This window comes from Martinezella rhizogenes (assembly GCF_027460065.1).
In the GTDB taxonomy this organism is placed as follows: Bacteria; Pseudomonadota; Alphaproteobacteria; order Rhizobiales; family Rhizobiaceae; genus Agrobacterium; species Agrobacterium rhizogenes_C.
Window position 1 is genome coordinate 61,249 of the sequence record NZ_JAPYZZ010000006.1, and the last position, 23,570, is coordinate 84,818.

23 protein-coding genes are annotated in these 23,570 nt (G+C 59.3%); 6 read left to right on the forward strand and 17 right to left on the reverse strand.

What is annotated here, in order from left to right; translation table 11 throughout:
• Positions 1-92 precede the first annotated feature (92 nt).
• The 4 genes from traC to O8B93_RS11350 all read left to right on the forward strand — a co-directional run bounded on the left by traC (position 93) and on the right by O8B93_RS11350 (position 6,536).
• A complete protein-coding gene (traC, locus tag O8B93_RS11335) occupies positions 93-389 on the forward strand; it encodes a conjugal transfer protein TraC (protein WP_269710041.1) in 297 nt (98 codons plus the stop codon).
• Positions 390-393: 4 nt separating this feature from the next.
• A complete protein-coding gene (gene traD / locus O8B93_RS11340; protein WP_269710043.1) occupies positions 394-606 on the forward strand; it encodes a type IV conjugative transfer system coupling protein TraD in 213 nt (70 codons plus the stop codon).
• Positions 599-2,527 (forward strand): Ti-type conjugative transfer system protein TraG, encoded by a 1,929-nt coding sequence (gene traG / locus O8B93_RS11345; protein WP_269710045.1) that lies wholly within the window; start codon positions 599-601, stop codon positions 2,525-2,527. The genes traD and traG overlap by 8 nt, the downstream gene beginning before the upstream one ends.
• Positions 2,528-2,885: 358 nt before the next feature.
• Positions 2,886-6,536 carry an ATP-dependent DNA helicase gene (locus O8B93_RS11350; RefSeq protein WP_269710046.1) on the forward strand — a complete coding sequence of 1,217 codons (3,651 nt, stop codon included), beginning with the start codon at positions 2,886-2,888 and terminating at the stop codon, positions 6,534-6,536.
• An 86-nt stretch (positions 6,537-6,622) separates the two neighbouring features.
• Here the strand turns inward: O8B93_RS11350 and O8B93_RS11355 are convergent, their stop codons facing one another.
• The 3 genes from O8B93_RS11355 to O8B93_RS11365 form a co-directional block, all read right to left on the reverse strand.
• Entirely contained in the window at positions 6,623-8,932 is a 2,310-nt protein-coding gene (locus tag O8B93_RS11355; RefSeq protein ID WP_269710048.1) for a methyl-accepting chemotaxis protein, read from the reverse strand.
• Positions 8,933-9,070: 138 nt separating this feature from the next.
• Positions 9,071-10,150 (reverse strand): substrate-binding domain-containing protein, encoded by a 1,080-nt coding sequence (locus O8B93_RS11360; RefSeq protein ID WP_269710050.1) that lies wholly within the window; start codon positions 10,148-10,150, stop codon positions 9,071-9,073.
• A 61-nt stretch (positions 10,151-10,211) separates the two neighbouring features.
• The gene (locus O8B93_RS11365; RefSeq protein WP_269710052.1) at positions 10,212-10,499 is read right to left on the reverse strand and encodes a hypothetical protein; all 288 of its coding nucleotides are present in this window, start codon (positions 10,497-10,499) and stop codon (positions 10,212-10,214) included.
• Positions 10,500-10,942: 443 nt separating this feature from the next.
• Here O8B93_RS11365 and O8B93_RS11370 point away from each other — a divergent pair, with 443 nt between their 5' ends.
• The gene (locus O8B93_RS11370) at positions 10,943-11,212 is read left to right on the forward strand and encodes a WGR domain-containing protein (RefSeq protein WP_309568504.1); all 270 of its coding nucleotides are present in this window, start codon (positions 10,943-10,945) and stop codon (positions 11,210-11,212) included.
• A gap of 333 nt (positions 11,213-11,545) precedes the next feature.
• Here O8B93_RS11370 and O8B93_RS11375 read toward each other — a convergent pair whose 3' ends face one another.
• The 8 genes from O8B93_RS11375 to O8B93_RS11410 form a co-directional block, all read right to left on the reverse strand.
• Positions 11,546-11,746, reverse strand: a complete 201-nt coding sequence (locus O8B93_RS11375) for a hypothetical protein (protein WP_269710055.1) — start codon at positions 11,744-11,746, stop codon at positions 11,546-11,548.
• A gap of 215 nt (positions 11,747-11,961) precedes the next feature.
• Positions 11,962-12,453, reverse strand: coding sequence for a hypothetical protein (locus tag O8B93_RS11380; protein ID WP_269710057.1), 492 nt, complete (start codon positions 12,451-12,453; stop codon positions 11,962-11,964).
• A gap of 321 nt (positions 12,454-12,774) precedes the next feature.
• Complete coding sequence (locus O8B93_RS11385) at positions 12,775-12,939, reverse strand: hypothetical protein (protein WP_269710059.1); 165 nt, start codon at positions 12,937-12,939, stop codon at positions 12,775-12,777.
• A 405-nt stretch (positions 12,940-13,344) separates the two neighbouring features.
• The gene (locus O8B93_RS11390) at positions 13,345-13,722 is read right to left on the reverse strand and encodes a hypothetical protein (protein ID WP_269710061.1); all 378 of its coding nucleotides are present in this window, start codon (positions 13,720-13,722) and stop codon (positions 13,345-13,347) included.
• A 99-nt stretch (positions 13,723-13,821) separates the two neighbouring features.
• Positions 13,822-14,025 (reverse strand): cold-shock protein, encoded by a 204-nt coding sequence (locus O8B93_RS11395; RefSeq protein ID WP_269710063.1) that lies wholly within the window; start codon positions 14,023-14,025, stop codon positions 13,822-13,824.
• 214 nt (positions 14,026-14,239) lie between these two features.
• Positions 14,240-14,548 (reverse strand): DUF736 domain-containing protein, encoded by a 309-nt coding sequence (locus O8B93_RS11400; protein ID WP_011427400.1) that lies wholly within the window; start codon positions 14,546-14,548, stop codon positions 14,240-14,242.
• Positions 14,549-14,684: 136 nt separating this feature from the next.
• Positions 14,685-15,008, reverse strand: coding sequence for a DUF736 domain-containing protein (locus O8B93_RS11405; protein WP_269710070.1), 324 nt, complete (start codon positions 15,006-15,008; stop codon positions 14,685-14,687).
• 552 nt (positions 15,009-15,560) lie between these two features.
• Entirely contained in the window at positions 15,561-16,715 is a 1,155-nt protein-coding gene (locus tag O8B93_RS11410; protein WP_269710072.1) for an IS110 family RNA-guided transposase, read from the reverse strand.
• 474 nt (positions 16,716-17,189) lie between these two features.
• Between O8B93_RS11410 and O8B93_RS11415 the strand changes: the two genes are divergently transcribed.
• Complete coding sequence (locus tag O8B93_RS11415; protein ID WP_269710074.1) at positions 17,190-17,366, forward strand: hypothetical protein; 177 nt, start codon at positions 17,190-17,192, stop codon at positions 17,364-17,366.
• 6 nt (positions 17,367-17,372) lie between these two features.
• Here the strand turns inward: O8B93_RS11415 and O8B93_RS11420 are convergent, their stop codons facing one another.
• The 6 genes from O8B93_RS11420 to O8B93_RS11445 form a co-directional block, all read right to left on the reverse strand.
• The gene (locus tag O8B93_RS11420; RefSeq protein ID WP_269710076.1) at positions 17,373-18,296 is read right to left on the reverse strand and encodes an ArdC family protein; all 924 of its coding nucleotides are present in this window, start codon (positions 18,294-18,296) and stop codon (positions 17,373-17,375) included.
• A 302-nt stretch (positions 18,297-18,598) separates the two neighbouring features.
• Positions 18,599-19,186 carry a hypothetical protein gene (locus tag O8B93_RS11425; RefSeq protein ID WP_269710078.1) on the reverse strand — a complete coding sequence of 196 codons (588 nt, stop codon included), beginning with the start codon at positions 19,184-19,186 and terminating at the stop codon, positions 18,599-18,601.
• Between the two features lie 371 nt (positions 19,187-19,557).
• The gene (locus tag O8B93_RS11430) at positions 19,558-20,316 is read right to left on the reverse strand and encodes a hypothetical protein (RefSeq protein WP_269710080.1); all 759 of its coding nucleotides are present in this window, start codon (positions 20,314-20,316) and stop codon (positions 19,558-19,560) included.
• Positions 20,313-21,197, reverse strand: a complete 885-nt coding sequence (locus O8B93_RS11435) for a DUF7007 domain-containing protein (protein ID WP_269710082.1) — start codon at positions 21,195-21,197, stop codon at positions 20,313-20,315. The genes O8B93_RS11430 and O8B93_RS11435 overlap by 4 nt, the downstream gene beginning before the upstream one ends.
• The gene (locus O8B93_RS11440; protein ID WP_269710084.1) at positions 21,194-21,670 is read right to left on the reverse strand and encodes a hypothetical protein; all 477 of its coding nucleotides are present in this window, start codon (positions 21,668-21,670) and stop codon (positions 21,194-21,196) included. The genes O8B93_RS11435 and O8B93_RS11440 overlap by 4 nt, the downstream gene beginning before the upstream one ends.
• Positions 21,671-21,765: 95 nt before the next feature.
• On the reverse strand, positions 21,766-23,508 hold the full coding sequence (locus O8B93_RS11445; protein WP_269710086.1) for a ParB N-terminal domain-containing protein: 1,743 nt from the start codon (positions 23,506-23,508) through the stop codon (positions 21,766-21,768).
• Positions 23,509-23,570 lie beyond the last annotated feature (62 nt).

Here is a 23,570-nt window from a genome sequence, read left to right on the forward strand (position 1 = left end):
GATTGTAGGATTCACAGTAGTGCGTTCCGCGCTCACCTCCGGAAAAATGGGTTCGAAAGACAAGCTTTCTCACCCAAAGGAGACGATCGGACATGAAGAAGCCATCCTCGAAAATCCGTGACGAAATCGCCAAGCTCCAGGAGCAGCTTAAGGCCGCCGAGACCCGTGAGGCAGAGCGTATCGGCCGGATCGCCCTCAAGGCAGGTCTTGGCGAGATCGAAGTCGACGAGGCGGAGCTGCAGGCGACCTTCGAGGATCTGGCCAAACGGTTTCGCGGAGGAAAGGCCGCGACGAACGGAGGGAAAAGGGGAGGGAACATCGGTGAAAGCAGCGCACCGTCCACGCAGAACGCGGCTGGCGCGGCTGCGGGCGGGACTGCTGAGGCTTGAGCGGATGGCACGCACAACCACATCCGACGCCCGCAAGAAGGACACGCGGGAAAAAATCGAGCTTGGCGGCCTGATCGTCAAAGCCGGTCTTCGCTACGAGAAGCGAGCGCTTCTGCTGGGCGCGCTGATCGAGCTGAGCCAACGGCTCAAAGCCGACGACACCGAACGCTCGCGGCTGTTCGCGATCGGAGTAGAGGCCTTCAAGACAGATGAATAGGATCATGCTCTTCATCGTACCTGTCGCGCTGATGTTCCTGGTCACGATCGGATTGACCGGGGTTGAACACTGGCTGTCCGACTTCGGAAAGACGGAGGCTGCTCGGCAGACGCTCGGCCGCGCCGGCATTGCCCTGCCTTATGTCGCCGCGGCGGTCATTGGCATCGTTTTCCTGTTCGCGAGCGTCGGCGCGATCAGGATCAAGACAGCAGGATGGGGCGTCGCCGCCGGAGGGCTAGCGACGATCGTTGTCGCCATCGCTCGCGAGGCGATCAGGCTATCGGCATTCGCAAACCAGGTTCCGGTCGACAAGTCGATCCTCTCCTATGTCGATCCGGCGACACTGATCGGAGCCGCGGCGGCGGCGATGGCCTCATGCTTTGCTATGCGCGTCGCGCTGTCCGGCAATGCGGCCTTCGCCAGTGCTGAGCCCAAACGCATACGCGGCAAGCGGGCGCTGCACGGCGAGGCCGACTGGATGAAGATGCAGGAAGCGGCCAACCTGTTTTCGGAGGCTGGCGGCATCGTCATCGGCGAACGATATCGCGTCGACAAGGACAGCGTAGGAATGCGCGCGTTTCGCGCTGACCATCCCGATACATGGGGTCTCGGCGGCAAGTCGCCGCTCCTGTGCTTCGACGGCTCGTTCGGCTCATCACATGGCATCGTGTTTGCCGGTTCCGGTGGCTTCAAGACGACGTCGGTGACGATCCCGACTGCGCTCAAATGGGCCAGGTCCCTTATCGTTCTCGACCCGTCGAACGAGGTTGCCCCGATGGTCTCGGCCCATCGCACCAGTGCGGATCGTGACTTGTTCGTGCTCGATCCCAGGAACGCGGAGACCGGCTTCAATGCGCTGGATTGGATCGGACAGTTCGGCGGCACCAAGGAAGAGGATATCGCTTCCGTCGCTTCATGGATCATGAGCGATACCGGCGGCACGCGCGGTGTTCGCGACGATTTCTTCCGTGCCTCGGCTTTGCAGTTGCTCACCGCGATGATCGCTGACATTTGTCTCTCAGGCCACACGGCGAAGGAGAACCAGACGCTTCGCCAGGTTCGCGCCAATCTCTCCGAGCCGGAGCCGCAGTTGCGCCAACGCCTGCAGGAAATCTACGACAATTCGGACTCGGATTTCGTCAAGGAGAACGTCGCGGCCTTCGTGAACATGACGCCCGAAACCTTCTCCGGCGTCTACGCCAATGCGATAAAGGAAACCCATTGGCTTTCCTATCCGAACTATGCCGCGCTGGTTTCCGGAAAGACGTTTTCGACCGATGACATTGCCGGCGGCAACACCGACTTCTTCATCAACATCGATCTCAAGACCTTGGAGACGCATGCCGGCTTGGCGCGTGTCATCATCGGTTCGTTCCTCAACGGGATCTATAACCGCAATGGGGTGATGCCCGGTCGAGCGCTTTTCCTTCTCGATGAGGTGGCGAGGCTTGGCTACATGCGGATCCTGGAAACTGCGCGCGACGCCGGCCGCAAGTATGGCATCACCCTTGTCATGATCTACCAGTCGATCGGCCAGATGCGCGAAACCTATGGCGGACGTGACGCCTCGAGCAAATGGTTCGAGAGCGCGAGCTGGATCAGTTTCGCGGCGATCAACGATCCCGAAACCGCCGACTACATTTCTCGGCGCTGCGGCATGACGACAGTCGAGATCGACCAGGTCAGCCGTAGTTCACAAATGAAAGGATCGTCGCGGACGCGATCGAAGCAACTGGCCGCACGGCCGTTGATCCAACCGCACGAGGTGCTTCGCATGCGCGCCGACGAGCAGATCGTATTCACGGCAGGGAATGCCCCACTTCGGTGCGGCCGTGCGATCTGGTTCCGGCGAGATGACATGAAAGCGTGCGTCGGAACGAACAGGTTCCATAGAACCAACGATCCAGACGCTGCCGCTTAGAAAACTGCGACACTCCGCCTTCGAATGTAACACTCTCAATTTCATTTGTAGCGATTTTGACAATGCCGATATGTAGAGAACTGCCTGATGCCGAGCTATAGTTCTCGCAATGGATCATATCGTCGAGAAGATGTTCATCTCAGGTCAACGAATTAAATCCTTCGTCAAAAATACTTGAGAGCCGCGCGGCACAGCTGGCCTGGCGTCTGGATTTTGATGATCGCCATGCTCCATCCAATAGACTTTGAGACTTCAGCGGATGCTTGTTGCGCTCTGAATTAGCACCTACCGGACTGCGCATCCTTGAATGAGTGATCACCAAACAGATTGAAAAGTGAGAAGAATAGGAGCGGCAAGCATGCCAGTCGATGACATTATGATGTCCGATCCCGGATTGGCCGCTATTGACACATCTGTGCCGGCGCGATCGCAGGCGGAACCCAGCCAGTCCAGTAAGCGGCTGGATCAGAGCGATATTGTGGAGTGGGTCGTAAACCACGCCTCCAACCGCAACGCGGTCTTCGGACAAGACCAACTTAAGATTTCGACGGCCCGGGCACTCACGCGCTTCAAACGACCTGCACAAGAAATCGATCGACTTTTCGAGCAGGTCGCCTCAAGCGAAATGCTTACTCAGCTTGGATCACCCGATGGCCAACCTCTCTATACCTCAACCGAACTTAGAAATGCGGAAGAGAATATTGTACGGCATGTCAGCAATCTTTCGGCGGAAGAAAGCTTCGGCGTTCCAGGAACCATTGTTGATACGGTCGCCGACAGAGGCAGTTTCACACCGGAGCTCAGAGGAGCCCTACACTATCTGTCTAGGCCTAATCGCGCTGCCACCATGGTAGGCGTGGCGGGTTCTGCTAAAACAAGTGTACTTGGAGCCCTGAACGAAGCGGTGGACCGGTTCAACGTTGAAGCGCTGGCGGCCGAGCAAATAAAGCTGGTTGCCTTCGCACCCACAAATAGGGCAGCGCAGGAGCTTCGTCAGAAAGGGCTTCGCGACGTCGCGACGACGTTTAAGGCGAAGGATCGGACTATCGGAAAAAATACCATTGTCGTCATCGACGAAATGTCAATGGTCAAGACGCAGGAGATTGCGCAGCTAATCCACAAGATCGCAAGTGCCAATTCCTACCAACCAACCGAGAGGCCGAAACTTATCTGCGTGGGGGACGATCGTCAGCTGCCTCCGGTTGGCCCCGGTGATCTGCTTCCGACGATCATGCGGCAAGCCGGTTGCTATGAACTCGTCCAGCCGCTTCGACAACTCGATGAGGCATCGCGATTAGAAACCGAAAAGCTCGGACGTGACATACGAAACGATGCCCGGAGCGCCGTCGGGAACTATCTCACAGCGCTTCAAAAAAGGGGCCATGTCCGTTTTGTATCTGCAGGCTCGAGCGGCGCGAACGTGAGGGCATCAGACCAAATCATCGACCGTATGCTCGAGCAGATGAATGGAGTTTGCGATCAATACCCGGTGGATGATCGTCTTGTGATGGCACACTCCAACAGGAGTGTTAACCGCGCCAATATCGCTCTTCATCAGAGGTTTGTCGATAAATCGGGATTGCAAAACCAGCAAATAAGCGTGTGGTCAAGCGTAATGGATGGGGGAAATTCTGAATTTGGAATAGATGATGGGTCGTCGAGACAGGTTCAGCAAAGGATCAATCTCGCCTTGGGAGACAGAATCCTGTTCAGTGAAAATCGCCTGCAGGCCGACATTCGGAATGGTACTTTTGCAACTGTAGTCGGACTTCGTAGCGCAGAACTTTCCGGAGATGAGAATGGCACACATGCGGCGGTCCGTATCAGTGCAAGGCTTGACGGATCTTCACGAATAGTCACTTGGACCGATAGTGAGTTTACAGGATTTACCTACGGTTATGCCGCTACAATTCATAAGAGTCAGGGGGCCACAGTTGATCACGCCATCCTCATCTGCGATGGCGCTCTTTCAGATAAGCTGACTTATGTCGGCTTGACGAGGCATCGCGGTCGTCTCGACGTCATTGCTTCTCCTCTCGTGGCAAACAACGTTCAAGCTCTCAGTGCAAAGCTCACTCAGCAAATCGCACCTAATAATTCCATTCAATTCCCAGTGTCCGAACATCCTGCCCGCCAGGAGCGCTCGTCGATTTCGAACGAGCAGTTGCTGGGGCCAGTCGATAGGATGGAAATCTCTCCAACGACTCCCCGTTCATTTCCGGCTACACAAGAGAGCTCCGTTGGAGAGAAACAGTTTCTCGGGCCATCCACAGCTGATGTGGAAATGCTGGAAGTCGCGCCCCTTTATCCAAGAGCCACTGATTTAGAGGTATCGCAGGCGTCCGCCATCACGACTGAAGAGCAGATGCGACCGGAATTCTATCGGCCAGGATTGCCGGCTAACGCCTCAGCCCACGGAAGACACCAGGCTTGGATCGCAACGGAAACGAAGCCGCAGATCGCGGTTGAGAAAAGGAAGCGCGGCGCGACGAACGAAGAAATCGAACCATGTAAAAAAATGGCGCGGCATTCGATCAGTTCTGCCGAAGCTGTTGAAGATATCATCCCCTTGTTCGAACGATTGAACTTGGCTGGATCTGTCGCGAACGGAATTCAACCGATCTACGCGGGCCTCGATCACGACACCAGTACGGCCGGTTCCCAATTTGGTGCCACAGTCCACCAACAAGATGTTCAGAAATCAGATTGGGAATCGTCATCAGCGGACACCCTCTCAAAATTTTCAGAAAAGCGATCGACCGAAGATTCAGGACAAAAAATACTGCCTTCGAATCACCAGGAACTAGAAGACGTCGACGTTGTGGGCAACGAGCGTCACTTTTCACAAACATCCATTGTGGAGGCCTTGCGGGGCGGCGATTACAAGAAGCTGGTGGAAACGCTTGTCGCAGCCGACTCACTTGTCGAGAGCGCAGATCCGGGGTCGGCCCTGGAAGCGATGGCAAGTGCCTACGAAGAAGATATCAAGGCTGATCCGGGGAAGGTCCGCGCGCTCTATGCTAACCGGCGTGTTGATGTAGATGCACTGGCCAAGAAGATCGAAGATCGAGGTCTCGAATCAGGCCGCCTCACCGGTGACCCTTTCACATTTAAGACGTTCAACAAGGAGGTTCGTTTTAGAGTCGGCGACAGGCTCAGTATCACCCACAGCTTCAGCAATGTGTTTGCAGGCGAAGCTGGCCGGGTTGAAGAGATCAAAGGAAAATTCATTACCTTCACTCTAGATGGCAACGGCGGGCGCAAGACCTTCGTAGCCAATACTGGCAAGCATGGTGACACAGGTGTCAAAGGCTACAAAATCGAGGGCCCCGACACCATCATCGGCTCTGGCGGTGCAATCAAAAACCACAATAATGGTTGGCGGGTTGACCAGGTCTATCTCTTGCACAATTCCATTCACGGCGCTAATGCCAACGGTGCCTTGCTGAGTAAGGCCGACGAGCGGACAAAACTTTTTACCACACAGAAATATATGCCCTGCAAAGATATCTTGGCCCCCCAACTGAGCACGCCGGGCAGCGATCTCTATCGGCGCCAATTCCCCTCCCTTCCGGATTACACAGCCGCTCTCGATCGGATCGCGAAGCGTCAGGAAGTTCTGGTCGCACGTGGTGCTGCCAAGCCGATCGTGCAGACCAAAACGCTGGAACTACAGCGGAGCTCTGAACCGAGCCATACTGAGCTGAAGAACTCATTGAAATCGTTCCAACTACCGCGCGCACAAGCCAGTATCGCTAATGAGACCTCAATCATCCGGTTGTCCGATCGGACAAAAGCCAATCGCTGGAAAACTACGGAACCCTATGTAGTCGCGAGAGAAGAGCAAAGAACTACAGGCAGCGAGGCGCGGGGCGCCCGATCCGGTTTGCCGAAAGAGAACAACAAGGCACTACAAGAGATTTTGCCGAAGGTGGCAAATGACACGGAGCGGCTGACACGGAATTTTGACGAGCGCGTCCGCGTCCGCGGTGATAGCCGTGGAATCTAAGTGAAAGAGGGTGCGCGTTGCGCACCCTCTTTCACTACCTGAACCCGTATCCGTTCCCCTTGGCGAGGATGTCGACGATACCTTGCTCAGAACTCTTCCCAGGTCTGCTTGACGGCGGCGTTACCGGAAAAGGCTTTGGCAACAGCACCTACAATACGACGCGCCGGCGATGCGATGGGCCGGTTGAATGGGCTAACCTCGGTGATCGAAGCCGGCCGGCGTACCGCATCGCCGAACTGGAATTGGCTGATGAGATCACGAAGCCGCCCGGCCTCACTGGCAAGTGTCGCGCTTGCTGCATTGCTCTCCTCGACCATCGCCGCATTCTGCTGGGTGACCTGATCCATCTGGTTGACGGCGGTGTTCACTTCCGAAAGACCCACCGATTGTTCGCGGGCGGATGTCGCAATTGCGTCCATATGCTGATTGACGGTGACAATGTAGCCCTCGATCGTTTTCAGGGCCGCGCCGGTTTCGCTGACGAGCTTGACGCCGTTCTGCACCTCGACCGATGAGTTTCGGATGAGATCCTTGATCTCCCTGGCAGCCTTTGCGGAGCGTTGCGCCAGTTCGCGTACTTCCTGCGCGACTACGGCAAAGCCCTTGCCGGCCTCGCCGGCCCGCGCCGCTTCGACACCGGCATTCAGTGCAAGAAGATTGGTCTGGAAGGCGATTTCGTCAATGACGCCGATAATGTTGGATACCTGGTTAGACGACTGTTCGATCTTCTCCATGGCATCGACGGCGCTCGCCACCACATGCCCGGATTGAGCGGCGCTGGCATTGGCTTGGGCGGCGATCGTGCGAGCTTCGTCGGCGCGCTTGGACGAATTGGCGACATTGACGGTGATCTGGTCGAGGGCTGCAGCCGTTTCTTCCAGCGACGCGGCCTGCTGCTCAGTCCGCTTGGAGAGGTCGTCGGCGCTGGCACTGACTTCGCGGCTGCCATTGTCGATGCCGTTCGCCGTATCGGCAACGGACCGCAACGTCTCGGCAAGCTGGCCGACTGCACCGTTGAAATCGGCGCGCAGCGTTTCGAATTCGGCCGCGAAGGGCTGGGAAAGCCGATAGGTCAGATCCCCGGCAGCAAGGTGCTTCAGCCCGTCGCCGAGACCATGCGTGGCCTGCGCCATCGCTTCCGCCCGAACGCGATCGCTTTCAGCCTTACGACGCCGGTCCTCTTCTGTGAGGTTGCGCTGTTCCTCTGCTTCCTGTTCGAGGCGGATGTTGGCGACAGCATTGGCGCGGAACACTTCAACGGCGCCGGCCATGTAGGTGATCTCGTCGCGGCCGGTCACAGGGACAAGGGTGGAATGGTCGCCCGCTGCGAGACGGCCCATCACCGTCGCAAGCCTGATGAGCCGCCGCGTCACGGAACGCCGGACGTAGAAGAGGGCCGTGAGAGCCGCTGCAATCACCAAGCCGCTCGTTGCCGCATTGACGGCCACGGTTTGTTGAGTCATTCCCCGAGACAATTCGGCGGCATTTCGGGCGGCTTGCTTTTCCTTCGCCGCAATCAATTTAACATCCACCCCAAGGATGATGGAGGTTACAGTCAAATCATTCAACATGTCTGCGATCTGGCCATCGATTTTGGCCTGGTCGGACCGAAGCGCAAATAGCCCTTCGGGGCCGCTGCCCTCACTTAAGAGAGCCGTTACTAGTCCCTGCATCGCAGCACTTCCGCCTGAAGCTTTTAGTCGAGCGAGTATGCCGTCAATTTCCTTGCCGGTGGCATCATATTGATCTTTGATGACCGGCAGTTCGGACTCCGATGCATCCGGTACGGCCGATATAAGTGTCGATACCTGCGCGGCCGCCATCTGGAGGTCAGTCAGAGCGCGCGATCGCTCGATACTACTATCCGCTGCTCCGGCCTGAGCGTTGCGAAGCACCGACGCCAGCGATTTGTATCGCGACAGAGCGCGGGTCATGCCCTCATGTATGCGGAACTTGGATTTGATCCGCTCGCTCGATATGCCGGTGAGCTGCTGCAGTTTTGGTTGCAGGGTTTGGCTCGTCTTTTCGACCGAATCCAGGAGTTCGGGAGCCACTCCGAGGTTGCGCAAAGTCATCAGTCGACCACCTTGACTAACGAGGATGGCCTCCAGGCGCTTCGAGTTTCCATCAAGCGAAGCAAGATCCGGCTCGTAGACAAGGTTGGGCGCCTCGGCGAGAAGAAGAGCACTTTCTTGAGCAAAGGCCAGAGATTCGGTTACGGTCGGAAGCGTTCGATCTCCCAGTCCCTTGACGATGCCGGAACTCTCCAGCGAATACCAGGATGAGGAAGCGCCGGCGATGGCTGCCAAGGTCGCAATGCCGACAAAGGCCGTCGTCAACCGTCCGGCAATTCCGAAACTGCGTCTGTCTTTGGTTTTCGTTGCTGCTGGTGTCATTTAAGACGGCTCCTTGGAATCGGGGCGACCGCAGGCGCGCTGGCCCTGCCACGCTCGATAGAGTGGTAAAATAGTGATACTGCCGACATCGACGTTTAGGGTTCGCCGACCGGCCTGGAATCTGTGCCAACGAGTACTTTACGGTTTGCCATAGAGAGCCTTGAGGTCTGAGCTGCTCAGGCTGCTCGGCATCCAGAACTTCTCTGATAGGTCCGCACGATAGTTCGCTTTTGCCTTCTCAAGGTTCCAGCCGTCAGGTTCATAAACATATCGTTTATGGATGGCCTTTCCCTCAAGCAGTGCGACGGCGGCGCGAACTGCGGCTGCTCCTTGCTCTGGCCCGTATTCGGTTGCAATAGCATCAACCCCGCTTTCGATCCATTTCTGGAGAAAGCCATTGTTTACCTCTCCAGTAATCGGAGGAACTTTTGCGCCATATTGCTGGAAGACATCCATACAGGCGCGGCTCATGTCAGCGCCAGATGACCAGATGCCGTCGACCTTCGGGTTTTCGAGATAGAATGTCTCACACACCTTGTGGCCATAATCATACGACCAGAGGCCGGCATCCTCGGCAACGATCTTGATATCAGTTCCCTTTATGGCTTCGAGCAGGCCCTTGTAGCGATTGATATCTTCGGGATGTGTTGGAAGTCCGCGCAGAACCCAGATATTGCCCTTGCCTCCCAGTTCCTTAACCAGGAAATCTCCCGAAACCTTTCCGAAATTCTCGCCGCCACCCTGTATATCGACGGTGTATTTGTCGGTTTTGGTGAGACCGGTATGCACGATGACTGGAATGCCAGCGGCGACTGCTTTCTCAATGCCGGCGTCGGCTGATGTCGGTGAAACAGGCGTGACAATGATGGCGTCTACCTTCTGCGCAATCAGCTCATCTATATCCGCAATTTGCTTGGCCTGGCTGAGATTGGCGTCGAGGAGCACGAACTGCGAGATGCGTTGATCGCTCTTGGCAGCTGCCTGCGATTCGGCAGCCATTTGACTTGCCCATGTATTGGCGTTGACGCCGAAGTGGCTCATCCCGATTTTCCAAGGGCTCGGCTTCTTGAATTGACCAGCTGATATTGTGCCTTCAACGCCTGAACGAGGCACCACACCGGTCATCAGATCGACGTCTTCGGCCATGGCACCATGGCCAAGGAGGAGGGCCGCCCCTAGCAGACAAGCGAATTGTTTTCTTCTCATGAAAGCCAGCACGGTCTCTTCCCTCACATATCTTTAGGGCGGCGGCGAGCACCAACTCGTCGAAAAATTTCAGTCATCCAACGAATTTCGGAGATTGTTGCTGCGATAGTCCACGGGGTGGTGCCGGACTTTCAACCCCATCCTGGCTGTGTGCGTGAGGAGCCATTTCGCTCTGATTTTTCTTCATCACGGCTTGGTATGCGAGAATGGCCGCTTGTGCTCGTTCGGCTTGCCGGAGGACACCAAGCAGGCTGTCGGCAGCCTTACGAAACCGCACATCTACCGGATCCTCGTTGTCGAGCGGTACATGCTCCTTCACACCACCCGCGCGCTGCGAGGGAAAGTCGATAATTTTTGCCATGTCTTTTGCCTCCTCTCTTACCACGAACACTGTCGCGGAAGATTGCTTGCGACAGAGGAATCGAGCCCGATCCGTATGACTTCGCATCGTCCAACATACCTACAAGGCAATAATTATTCAGAGAGAATGAAAATTAAATTAAAGCTTTAACGATGCCACCGGATTCGTCCTCTGGATGACTTCCGGAACCGCATCCTAGGCGCCGCAGACATTTCGATTGGTCGGATAAGGATGGCTGCGCGCCCTTGCACGCGGGTCGTCACGCGGATGTACGGAGAGCACTTTCAGCGTCCGGGAGCGCCCGCAAATAGAGCCGTGCGGCTCAGCGGCCCGACCCAAATAATCGCTAAGGTTTGCGAAACATCACAGCAATGAATCGATCAGCCTTCAACGATTCAAAACTGTCGTTGGACGCGATTTCCGGGATCAGCGATTTTCTGTTCATGATCTCGCAACCGTACCATCTCTACATCGAACGTTCGGATGCCTCAAAGAACATGGCGCGCTACTACGCCATGTCGATCGAACCCAACCTCTTCGGAGAGGTCTGTCTCCTACGCAAGTGGGGCCGCATCGGGACCAGTGGGCAGATGATGATCCATCATTTCGGTCGAGAAGAGGAGGCTGTGCAGTTGTTTCTCGATCTGCTCCGACAGAAACGAAAGCGTGGCTACCGTCCGCGCGCATCGATGCCGGTGGCTGTGATCAATTGAGCGAGCTGTCACATGTTGATCTGCTGGTTGATTGCGGGCACGACGGGGTAAGAGCGCGGACCGAAGGGGAGGGATGCACCATCGGATCGGAACGGACGTAGACGACTTGCCGCCAAGGCCGCCTACGCAGCAGGCTGCCAGTCTCATCGGACGCGAAGTAGACATCACCGTCCTCCATCACCAAGTGCGGAAGTTGATTAGCTTGCATGTAAGCGACGGCCCTTTCAGCTAAACAGGCTTCCGGATGATCGGAACGATAATGGGGCATAATTCAGAAATCGACGAGACCCATGCCGGTCCAAACGACGTCGGCGAGTTGCTCCGGCTGATCCATCAGGTCAATGCCTCCGCCGCCAATCCGAGAGCGCTAAAGTGTCTAGGGGGATCATAGACTTCGGACTCGTATTTCCGGCGAGCCTCCTCAGGGATGAAGTCTAGTGCGTTGCTAATAATGGCGACACGCTTTTTTCCGGCGATCTCCGCCAGTTTCTCCGGATAATCTGCCATGCGATATGACGACAGATACAATTTCATGCTTGTCCTTCCTTATGGAGCCGGACATGCGAGAACACTAAAAACCCCGCACAAACCGGCGGGGTTGGTTGCCGGTATTATTGCAATACGCTCACGCACCGACCTTCCGCCCAAAGGCGGTGGTGGTCGTCGTGGTTGCAGCAAAAATCATCATTCCGTCATCCTCCAGGCGTTTTCGCACCCTGTCAAATAAAAAGGTAGCAACTCTGCTACGGTCACCACCCTTCGCACCTGGCGTAGCTGACACGGGACGCACTTACCGCGATACCGGTTTCCCGTGTGATATCCTTGATGATCGGCGCAAGTGAGCCGAGTTCGTCATCGGTGAGCGCAATCAGCTCCGGATAGTCAATGTCGACGCCGGTATAGTCCGCCGTCAAAGCGCTGGACCAATCGCCGCTGTTGATGCGGTATTCGTGCGTGTCGAAATCAATGTCGAGCTCATCCAGCAGGATGATGGTGAAGCGCCCGAAGATCTCGGTCTCACCTTCCAGCAGGTACCCGGCATATTCGTCGTCGCCGGCAAGAACGCTCTGCTCCAATGCCATGATGGTCCGGATACGATCGCCAGCCGCCTCGAGCCCTTCGAGCAGTCGATCATGGACCTCTCGCGAGACTTCGGTATCGCAGCCGGAGCGGTCCGCCAGGACGACGAGCCGGAAACCGGCAAGCTTGGTATAGAGCGCAAGGTTCTGGTCAGATGTCATTGTGTGATCTCCTTCATCTTGATGACAGAGATCGGCCACTCTGTGGCAAAGAGGGGTCAAGGACCGCGGGACGCGGCGCGCAAGCGGGGGAACCGATTTTTTCGGGAAGCGCAGCGGCGGAAAAATTGGGGGAGACGCCGTCCTTGACGCCGGATTTGCTGGAGTAAAATGGGACGTCAGAGAGAGAAGAGACCCGCGGGCCCGGAGGGACCGCGACCGTCTCCGGCGTGAGCCGGGGGAGTGTCGAGGGATGAAATCCCTGACAGCCGAGAGGCCGGTCGATCCGGCGGACCGGCTCACATAACAAGAAGAAAAGCCGCCTCAGAAGGGCGGCTCGGCTTCGATGATGCCGTCCTGTTCGGCAAGCGCCACGGCCAGATCGGCCTGGGTGAGCTGAAGCTCCGCTTCGATCTGGCGCCGCTCGACGGCGTCGCAGGCGTTCCTCAACTCGGCGCGCAGCTCTTCGAGGTGTTGTTCAATGGTCATCGTCTCATCTCCTTGAATTCGTGAAAGACGAGACGGCGGGGCGGGAAGAGATGACGGGGTCAAGGAGCGCGGAAGCGACCGGCGGAGCCGGCGAGTGGGGGAGCCGATTTTGTTGGAGTGGAGGGAACCGGAGCGGAGGCAAAATTGGGGGTAACCGCTCGTCCTCGAGGCCGGCATTTCTTCCCGGCACGATAGCATCCACTGAGCAGATATATTCCGGTTCCGTATCGCACCGAAAAAGCCGACGGCAGGCTCGATGCCTGCCGTCGGCTTGTCTCGTCGCAGGTCGGCCCGCCTCGGCGGCGGAGCATGTCCAGATCTCAGTCCCGGTTGGGGCGAGACCAGATCAGCTGATAGCCGCCATCCTCTTCGACTACGGCCCGCGCTGCTTGGATCGTGGGCTAGCTACACCCGTAGTAACCGCAATTGGCCAACGCTTAGCCGCTCCCTCTTTCCGCCGGAAAACGCTGCCACGCGTGTCAAGAGCGGGGGAACAAAGTCGACTTCTTCGAATGTGATCGGGATCTTGTAGAGCGCTGCTGCGTTGCGGTTTGCCCATTTTACTTCGCGAGAGGTCACCGAAGACGGCGCAACTTGAAAGAACGCGGCAAGAATGGATAGGAAGAATGCCAAGGCCAGGAGCGCAATTGAAATTGTATCGAAGAAAGCGGGTGCATCGATCGCTTGTTTAACGAATACAGTGATGCAGAACACGACGACGGGCGGCGTCATCGACCACCAGGTCATCGGCGATTTGAGCACATATTTCAGCGTCGGATCCATAACTCTCCCTGTACCAGTTTCGAGGGTCGTCATCTCTTCGCAACAAGCGTGGACTCTTGACCCAGAGGAACTCGTCCTGCAAGGCGAGCCGCCGCCTGGCTAGAGCACGGAGACATTTTCGGCCTTCGTCTTTCCCGTCCTACGGTCCTGACCGATCTCGAAGCGGACCTTATCTCCTTGTCTAAGTGATCCGCCTCGAGTGAGAGCAGAAACATGAACGAATACGTCCGACCCTCCATCCTCCGGGGAAATGAATCCAAAACCCTTTTCGTCATTGAAGAATTTGACTGTGCCGTTCGGCATGAGATTTCCTCTGTACTGCCTGCTTCGCGAACTATCGTATGGATGACACCATCGGAGCATTCTGTGCCGTTAAAATCAAGCTGAGTCGCAGTTCGTACGGCTCTCTCGATGTTCAGGACCGACGTTTGCTCGGTCGCGCAATCAAGCTCTTCTGTTTAACGCCACGCGATGAAGCGGGTCAGGCCCCGCCTTAGTGGCGGGGCCTGTCCGGATCTCAGTCCCGGTTGGGCCGGGACCAGATCAGCTGGTAGCCGTCCTCGCCCTCGACCTCGGTGAGCGTTGCGTAGATCGGAGCGGGGAAGCTCGGGTCGTCGAGCTTGACCGAGAGGTAATCGCGGTCCTGCTCGGAGCGCTTCTGCCAGGCCGCCCCCAGCTCGACATTGCCGGCGTAGATGCGGAAGTGCGGGCCCTTGTCGGAGGGGTTCTCGACGCGTGCGATGCGGGCCTTGACGTTGAGGGCGAGCGTGCGGATCGAGCCGTTGAAGCCGGTTTCGGAGGTGGTGAAGGTGCCGATGGTTGCCATTGTCGTATTCCTCTTGCTGTTTCGGGCCGCGCCCATCGCGGCCTCATATGAGGCGCCACTCGTCAAGTTGCTGTTCGAGCGGCGGGGTTGGAGTTTTTTGTGACGCCCCAGGTACGGGGCGTCACACTGGGAGAGGTCAGTCACCGGAGCGGCGGTTCGGCCGCGACCAGATGAGGCTGAAGGCCCTGCCGTCCTCGTCTTCGACCAGATTGGCGTAGAGCGGAGCGGTGAAGCTTGGGTCGTCGAGCTTGAGACCGAGATAGTTGCGGCCCTCGTTGGACTGCTTGGACCAAGCGGCTCCGATTTCGATGCGGCCGACGAATACGCGGTGGCTGGGAGCGTTGTCGCCGTTGGAGCGCGTATCGGAAACGATGCGGACGTTCTTGGTCTGGAGGGAAAGGGTGACGATCTCGCCGCTGAAGTCGTTGCCGGATTGCTGGAAGGTGCCGATGGTAGCCATTGTCGTTCTCCTTACTGAGTTGCCGAAGCCGCCCCTTGCGACCTCGATAGCGGTCGTGAGGCGCCGATCTGGCCGACTGCATCCCATAGGGACCGCAGCGCTAGCGCAGGACGGCGAAAGCCGGACTTGTTGTCTCGCGAGGAATGCAGCAAAGCTGCAGGGGAAGAAGTTCGGCGAAGCCGTTGCAGGATCAGGACAGATTGGCGTCAGACCCGCCTGAAGAGAGGTCGCAAGGGGCGGCTTCCGGACACCGGTCTCGCGAGAACGATGCTGGCAATGGACTTCCAATCGTGAGCCGGCACTGCTGGCAGATCTGAGTTCGCCCGGTGAACCTTGGTCTGAGCCCGTTTCTGATCCGCGCCACGCACGTATCAACCTCATATCCGGTCGCCGTTCCAACGGCCGCACCACAATCCCGCCTGCGGCGGCGAGGGCTCAGGAGGACGAGACCATTCTCGATGACGGCGTTTGAAGCCAGGCCGCAATTCGGTCGTCCACCTGGTTCCGGCGAGGCTGATCAGGCCTGTGCCGAACTGGTATGTGCTTACGTGGTCACGGCCTGATTACCGCGCCATCGATCAAGACGCCCGCGCTGGCGTACTTCCAAAGTGCCACCACCAGCTTACGCGCCAGCGCCGTGATCATCACCTTCTTGAAGCGGCCGCCGTTTTGCGCAACCCGCTCATTGAACCAGCGACTGAGCGTTGACGATGGCTGGTGCCTCAGCCAAAGCCAGGCCATCTCCAGCAAAGTTGATCGGAGCCGAGGATTCCCGGACTTGCCGATCCCCTGTTCCCGATCGATCGAGCCACTCTGCCACGGCGTTGGTGCTAAGCCCGCATACGCGGCAACCTGTCGCCGGTTGTCGAAGTGCCGGAACAGACCCTCGCCCCACAGCACAGCGGCGAACTCGGGCCCGATGCCAACGACCTTAGACAGCAAAGCCACCTCTCGCGTAGATTGTCGTTCTTCGATGAGCATGTCGTCACGCTCTGCCTCGACCTCCTTGATCTGATCAATCAGCAGCTCCATGCGGGCAAACTCTCTCAGGACCTGCCGCTTCATGTTTGGGGGCAACGGTCGCCCGTCGCCGGTACGAAGCATCTCCAACTGCTCTCGTCGATCGCGACGCAAGGGATCGTAACCGGTGATGCCCTGCGAGAAGAGCAGACCTTTGACACGATTGCTGTGTCGGATACGCTCTTCCATCAGAACTTTCCGCTCCCGGACGATGCGCCGGCGATCTTCTTCATCCGGATTCGGAACACGCAACATCGAGCAGACCCGCGGCTCTCCGCGTTTGAATGCCAGCAATGCGCGGATCAAAGTCTCTCCGTCTAACCTGTCGGTCTTCACCCGCCGCTTGCGCCGTGATGTAGCAATAGAGGCTGCGTCGACAACATGGCTTTCATAGCCTTCTTCAGTCAGCGCGCGGTGAACCCAGAAGCCGTCGAGGCCGGCCTCCTGGATGATAACGAATGGACATTGATGGCCGGTTCGGTCGTAGGCCTTCCGCTTCAAGGCCGTAAGCTGGGCGAAGAGAGCGCTAATGTCGCCTCCGCAGATAATGTGGCGGGATATCTTGTCACCGGCGCCCGGTGACATCGTGGTTAGCAGCCACGTCTTTTTGCTCAATTCGATTGAGGCGAATATCGCCCCTAGTTCCCTATGAGGAGTACCTGCTGCATGAGCATTATCTTGCGACATCGTCCTGCTCCCTTCCGCAACGGCATTGACGTCAACCAGATCAGAACAGATCGCCGCCACTACTCATAGGATCTCGATGGCTGTCGCAAGGATCGGGGACGATCGGACCGCACCAGGGGGGCCGGAATGGAATGGAGGGCGGCCAGGAGAAACTTTGTTGTTCCGCGAGGAATGGGCGCATCGCGCTCAGGGGAAGAAAGTTTTGGAAGGCCGTTGCGGGAGGACGATCGAGGCGAAGCCGGTCTTCGATCAGACATGCCTCATCGAGCCCGCGAAGGACGTGGCCTTTCTCAGCGGCCAAACGTATATGGCGATGGCAGCTGCGCCGCGACTGTCTGCCGGATCCCCGCTACAGCGGGTCCGCTGCCCGGTCCACATGCCAAAATCAAACGTCCGGGAACAGCCGAACAAGAGCGTTGCGTTGGCGGTTCTACGGGCTATCGTCGTGCTCGCGAATCGTCGCCTGGAGGATCTATGCGTCAGCAGCCAAAGCCGTTTATCGTCGAAATCAAGCCGTCCCGGAAGCTCAAGCCGATCGACCGGAAATCCTCGATCTGGGGCGAACTGGACCTTACGGCCGATCCTGACACGCTCTCCGCGTTGAAGCCTGAACAGGTGCCGGCCGCTGGCGAGGCCAACGACCGACGCTGATGGCCCTCAGGCAGCGAGCCGCTCGCCGGCGGTTTCGGGCTGCAGGGCGTGCAGGAAACTTACGGCCCGTTGCGCATGCGCCGCCGCCTGGAAGATCGCCCGTCTGTCGTCGGTCAGGACCTTGAGCCAGGAGTCGAGGTACGAGGCGTGATCGGGGCGGGGCTCGAGTTCAGGAACAATGCCGAGGTCGGCGCACAGAAAGCAACTGCCGAGTTCCGCGATCAGTTCCTCTCGCGCTCGCTCGGTTTTGTCCTTGGCATAGCGGCTGAGGTCGCGGCCGAGGCGATGCGCCGGCGCCGTGAAGTGCGTGACCTCGTGACTCAAGATCGCATAGTAGCTTGCAACATTGTTGAAGCTCTCAAACGGCGGCATCTGGCCGATGTCGGCGGCCGGCGCATAGAAGGCCTGGTTCCCACCATGGCGAATCACAGCACCGGTGTTGCGAAAGAACCGGTCGGCATGCTCGATCCGCTCGACGGGATCGAGAACCGGAACCGGCTGGTGGCGATACTGGTCGGGAAGTCCGTCGATCTGTTCGACGTTGAAGACACTGTAGGCTTTCAGGAAGGGGATTTCCCGCTCCACCTCGCCGCCGTTTCCGTCGGTTTCGGACTTTGTGAACCGGCTGGCGAAGACGACCGTGGCACCCGTCTCGCCTTTGCGGACGGCAGCACCCAGTTCGAGGGCCTGCTTGAACGTCATCCACGTGGATGACGTATATCCCCGGGCGCTGCCCTCCGACCAGAGAAGCAGCACGTTGACGCCGGAATACGGCTGCCCGTTATGACGCAACGGCCGGCTAATACGGCCGGTCGTGTTCTTGGCATTCCATGGCTTCATCCACGGCCGCACGCCCTTCGCCAAATCCTCAACGATTCTATCCGTGATGCGGGTATAAAGATCGACCCGCTGTTTTTCCGTATTGCTCATCTTCAGCCTCCGTTTTGAGGCCGCGCCTATCGCGGCCCGTTGCGGAGGGCAGAAGGCAGGAGCAGATCAGCCGGCGGATGCACCGGAACGGCCGGAACTTCAGTGGAGGACGGCGGAGCCGTTGCATATGCCGGCAGCTCCTGCAGACCCGACGAACGGAACGGGCCGCGATGGGCGTGTCATTTGCCTGATTTCCGTTCCCGATTGGCCGCGTCAGCAACACGAAAATGGGCCGGCTCCGTCAGGGAACCGGCCGTTCTGGCGGTTGTCGAAGGGCGGGGTCGAAGCCCCGCCGGCATGGCTTAGTCGAAGGCCGAGATCTGCGCTTCGGCGGCCTTGCGGCCCAGCGAGTGACCCGGCTGCTCGACCGGGCGGTCGAAAGGTTTCCAGGTTTCGCCGATCACCTGGGCGTAGGCTGCGACGGCGCCTTCGGCCGCCATTCTGAGCGAATGGGCCTGTATGCCCATGTCGGCGGCGAATTCACGCTTGCGCTGGGCGGCGCTGTCATAGCCGACGGGACCATCGAGATCCTCGTCACGGGCATCGTTGGCGGCCTTGGCCGTGGCATCGCGCGCCTCGGTGACGGCGCGGCTGTAGAATTGCCCGGCGCCGTGTGCGGAGCCGACGAAGGCGCCGACGATCCGCTGCAGATGGATCTGCATGGCCTTGTCGCCCAGGCCGTCGCCGAGCGCATCGGCGGTCTCGATGACGAGCCGTTCATGCAGGTCGCGGATGCCGTCGCTGTCGATGACCGCCGTGCCGAAACTCTCGGCGATCTTCAGCGCCTGGCTGGCGTCCGGGCATGTCAGCCGGACCATTTCGACGGTGGCGCCCTTGCGCAGTTGCACGACGCGGGCGGACTGGCGAGAGGAGGGTGCGAGCTTGGCCATGATTGTTTCCTTTCGAGGTCGTCCGAACGGCTCCGGCCCCATGCCGGCTCACCCTTCGGTGCGGTCACCCCGAACCGACGAAAGACGGGCGCTTCAGGGTCCGGCCCTGCCTGGACGAGCGGAGCCGGTTTGCGGGCGAGGAGGGCAAACTGCCCTCGATAGAGCACGCGAGCCTGCTCCGTGAAGGACGGCGGGGTCCGGCCGCCCCGCGGCGCGACAGCGGCCTTGAAGCGCACGGCCGCCGGTTCAGACCGCAGCAAAACCGAAGGGCGATCCGGCATGGGGCGGGAGTATGATGTCCTCGAACAAAACGACAGGCCCGCCCGCTTGCCTGAGCCTTTCCAGCTCACCGACGTCAAGCGCTCGACCTATCACTTGGCCGGCTTCGGCAACCGGTAGGATTGCAGCCAGGTGGGACCGTGCGAGTTGCGAAGCCCGCGCAGCAGACCACCGTCATCATGCGGCGGCCCGCCCATCCAGGCGTTGTTGAGGATCGATTTCCAGCACCGTCCATGCCTGGCGGCATAGGCCTGAAGTGCTGCTTCCTGTTCCCACGTCAAAGGCGGCAGCGTTTCGCGTGTGCGACGAACGGTGCGCGTTTTTGGTCTGGGATCCGCCGGTGCTTCCCTTAGGGCGATCAGCCGCCTGAGTTCCGCGACACCGGCATTGAGGCAGGCTTCGCCTTCGAGGTGATGGAACTGCAGCCAGAAAGCGGTTCGCTCCGCCGGTGATGCGCCGATGCCTGCTCTTCGCTCCAGGTCTCCGATCGTGCTCATGGCTTCCTGCCTCCGGGACGGGTCGTTATGACGACCTTGCCGCCGAAACCGGCGCGCCCGCAGCGAAGCGAGTGCCGCATCCTGTCGGGCAAGTTTTCTCGAAAGCGCATCGATTTCCGGCTGACGCTCGGCGGTGATCGCTGCCAGGTTGGCCCGGTAGCGTTCGAGGAAGGCGCTTGGCTCCGGCGCCTTGCCACTACGATAGCCGGACTGACGGCGACCAAGCTGGGGAATGATCGTCGTCATGCGTCGCGTGATCTGCCGGTCGATCAGATCGAGCTGGTGCTGCGTCTGCCGCCGTGCCGATTCCATTCTGGTAAACTGCGCGGCGCGGTGCTTGGGATTGGACATCATGCCGCCCTCCCGCGCCATGCGGCGAAGCTGGAGGAACCCTCATAGATGGCATGCCGTGTCTCATCGATGATGAATCCGAAGCGGCCGACCGCATACTCGTCGCTCGGCACCAGAAACCGGCGCTCTTCCACCCGCTCGCCGCGCGTGCCACCGATGGTGGCGATCACCTCGGTCATACCAGGATGATGGTCCGAACGAAGTGCCGCGATGACGATCCAGTCGCCGGCATGTTCCCGTGCGAACGCCTGGGCGTCCTTCTCGTACGATTCGTCGGGTGCGAGCGACAGACCGAAGATCGTTTCCCAGGCACCCGGCCAGCTGTCGCGGATCGTCTTGTCGGCGCACTTGCGCTCATAGGTCGTGAACAGGTCCGGGAAGGTCAGCGCAACGATTGCCCAGGCGGCATCCTCTTCATACCAGCCGCCATCGGTCCTGAGCATCGGGTGGACCTTGGCATTGCGGGCGTCGGAGAGCCTGAAGCCGCCATGACCTGCCGTCGTATGGCAGACAATTCCGTCTGCGTAGACGGTGGCGCCCTGCGACGGACCCCATGGCGTGCTGCAGGTCACCCGGACGATCTGGCGGGATAGAAGCCGCAGTTCGCGGCTGTGTCCGGCCTGTTCGATCATTTGGTCGTGGAAAGCGGCTTCGCCCTCGACAGAGCCGTGGTGTGAATAGAAATCATCGCGCTTCAGTTCGGCAAGCGGCCGTGATTCGCGCCAGGCACTGGCTAGGAAATACTGACCATCCCGGGCGGGAACCATGGCGAAGACGAGATCGCCCACCCGCGCAACGGCCATGCCGTCGGCGCTTCTGCCGAACTCCACCCCTGACGCGTCAGGAGCGGAGACTTCGAAGGATTGCGAAGGAAGCATCGTCATGCCGCAGTCCTCCCCTCGATATGATCGGCGGCAACCTCGTCGGCAGTCACCTCATCGAGAACGGCATGCGGATATCCATGCCGGGTGAGCCATTCCGCGGCCGCCTGCCGATTGTCCGCGAGGTGAACGAGTTCTGCATTGGCGCCGGGGCGATCGAAGACGCGAACAGATCCAAGCGCGGGACGCTCGACGACCTTGAACGTCAGGCCGCTATCGAGCGAAAAGGTCCGGTGGATACGGACAGTGATGACGCCATTTGCGCCGAGATCGCCTTCATGCAGCGTGAAACACGGTGACAGGCAGGTAGCGCCGAGGCCGCGCTCGCCTTCCCTGCGGATCAGCCGGCCCCGGCTATTGCGCGTTTGCCAAGCGGACAGTTTCTTCTTGTGGCGCTCGGGCGGTCGTGGGCTACCATCCGACCAGGCAACGATGGAGCCGATCGGGGCGAGGTCATAAATCAGAGACGCGGACATCGCATCCTCCTTCGAGTTTTTGCGGTTGGTGAAAAAGAAACCGCCGCCGGGACAACCGGCGGCGGAAGATCAAGCGGAGAAGGATGGGGCGGCGGCTATTCCGCCGCGATCCCGTAGGCGGTTTCCTCGTCGTCGGAGGAGCCATCACCCACCGGGTCGGCGACGGGATCGTCATGTCCCGTCTCCGTTGGATCGAGCCCGTCGACATCGATGCCCTCGCCCTCAGCACCGTCGCTGTCGTCGCCAACGAGATCATCGGCGTGCTTCATGAGATCTGCGATGTCCTTCGGGTCAGGCGCAAACAGCGCCGCCGGAAGGACGAAGGCAGTATCGGCCGCGAAGTGATCGACGAGCGCTGCGCGGGTTTCGCGGACCCGTGCCCGCGGCACGAGATTGACCGACTTGGCGGCGGTTTCCAGCGCCTGACGCGTCAGGCAAAGTAAGAAATCCTCCGTTCCCATGTTCCGAAGGAAACCATCCGCACCGATCGCGTCACCGGCGATGCGCGAGACGACGCCGCTGTTCGACATGCCGCGCCGGCATGAGAGCACGTCGATGAGAACGGAGCGGGCGGCGACACGCACGCTGTCCATATCGAACGACAATCTTCCGTCTGCGGAATAGAGGCGCGCCACATGCCGCTGGAAACGCTTCGGCCCGAACACGGTGTCGTTGGCGCCGGAATCGACCCGAACATTGGTGCCGGCGAAGGCCATGACCAGGAGCGCCATCAGCATGTCGTCCTCGATCGGCGCCCGGGCGAGCGCCTCATGCAGCGCATCGGTACGGAAATCACCGATCATGTCCTGGCCCTTCTGCGTGACCTCGGGCCTGGTCTTCCCGACGACATCGGTGTCGTCATCGGCCTGCGTCGAAGCGTCACCGGCGGGACCGGGCCGCCCTTCGGTTTTCCTTGGCTCCGGCATCCGGTAGTGGACGCTCTGCACCTTGCCGTCGCGATCGAGATACATCGCGGTGCAATCGCCCTTGGCCGGCTTGCCGTAGACGCGTTCGGCCTTCTTGGGCAGGTCCGGCTGGCCCCAATGGTTGACCTCGACGATGGCGCCCTTCCTCGGAAGGTTGCTCGCCATCCACTCCTGTTGGGCGCCGAGGAAAGCCTCGACATTGGTTGTATAGCGATTGTCCTGATCGGCCGGGCCGAACAGGTCCTCGGCCCATTCGATACCGTAAGCCAGGCGAAACTCGTCGCCGAAGCTTGCATCGCGGGCATACATGCGGGTTTTCGAGAGGCCGTTGGCGATCTGCCACCAGGCCGCCGTGTCGCCCTTCTTCGGCTTGTGGGCCTTCCAGACCTCTTTCTGCTCCTCGGACGATGCCGCCGCGATCGTCCTCAGCTGCTGCTCGTTGGGCATGTCCCCCTTCGCCATCTGGTCGAGCATCGACGGCAGCACGTTGGCAAGTAGGCGGAGCTTGCGGATCTGGCGGACGGGGAGAGCAAGTGCCACGGCGATCGCCTCCTCGGTCCAGCCGAGTGCGACCAGCCGTTCGATGCCCCTCCATTGGTCGACGGGGTTGAGCGGCTCGCGCGCGATGTTCTCGACCATCGAGCGCATGGCGCCGTTGTCGTTGGCCGCCCCGACGACGATCACGTCGATTTCCTCGATACCGGCGGCGATCGCCATGCGGGTGCGCCGGTGACCGGCTTCGATGACGTAGCCGTTGCCGCCTGCTTCCGGAAAAATGACCGGCGGCTGGATCACGCCGACGGCCCTGATCGTCGCCAAAAGCAGGGCGTCGGCCTGCGGCGTCGACTTCGATTGGCGCGTGTTATCGGGGTTGTCCTTCAGCGCACGCGGATCGACCTTCATCAGTTGCATGGGATGCTCCTTCCGGGTGTGGAGCGGCCCGTTGCCGCCCCTTCCTGTCTTCATTCTTTGAG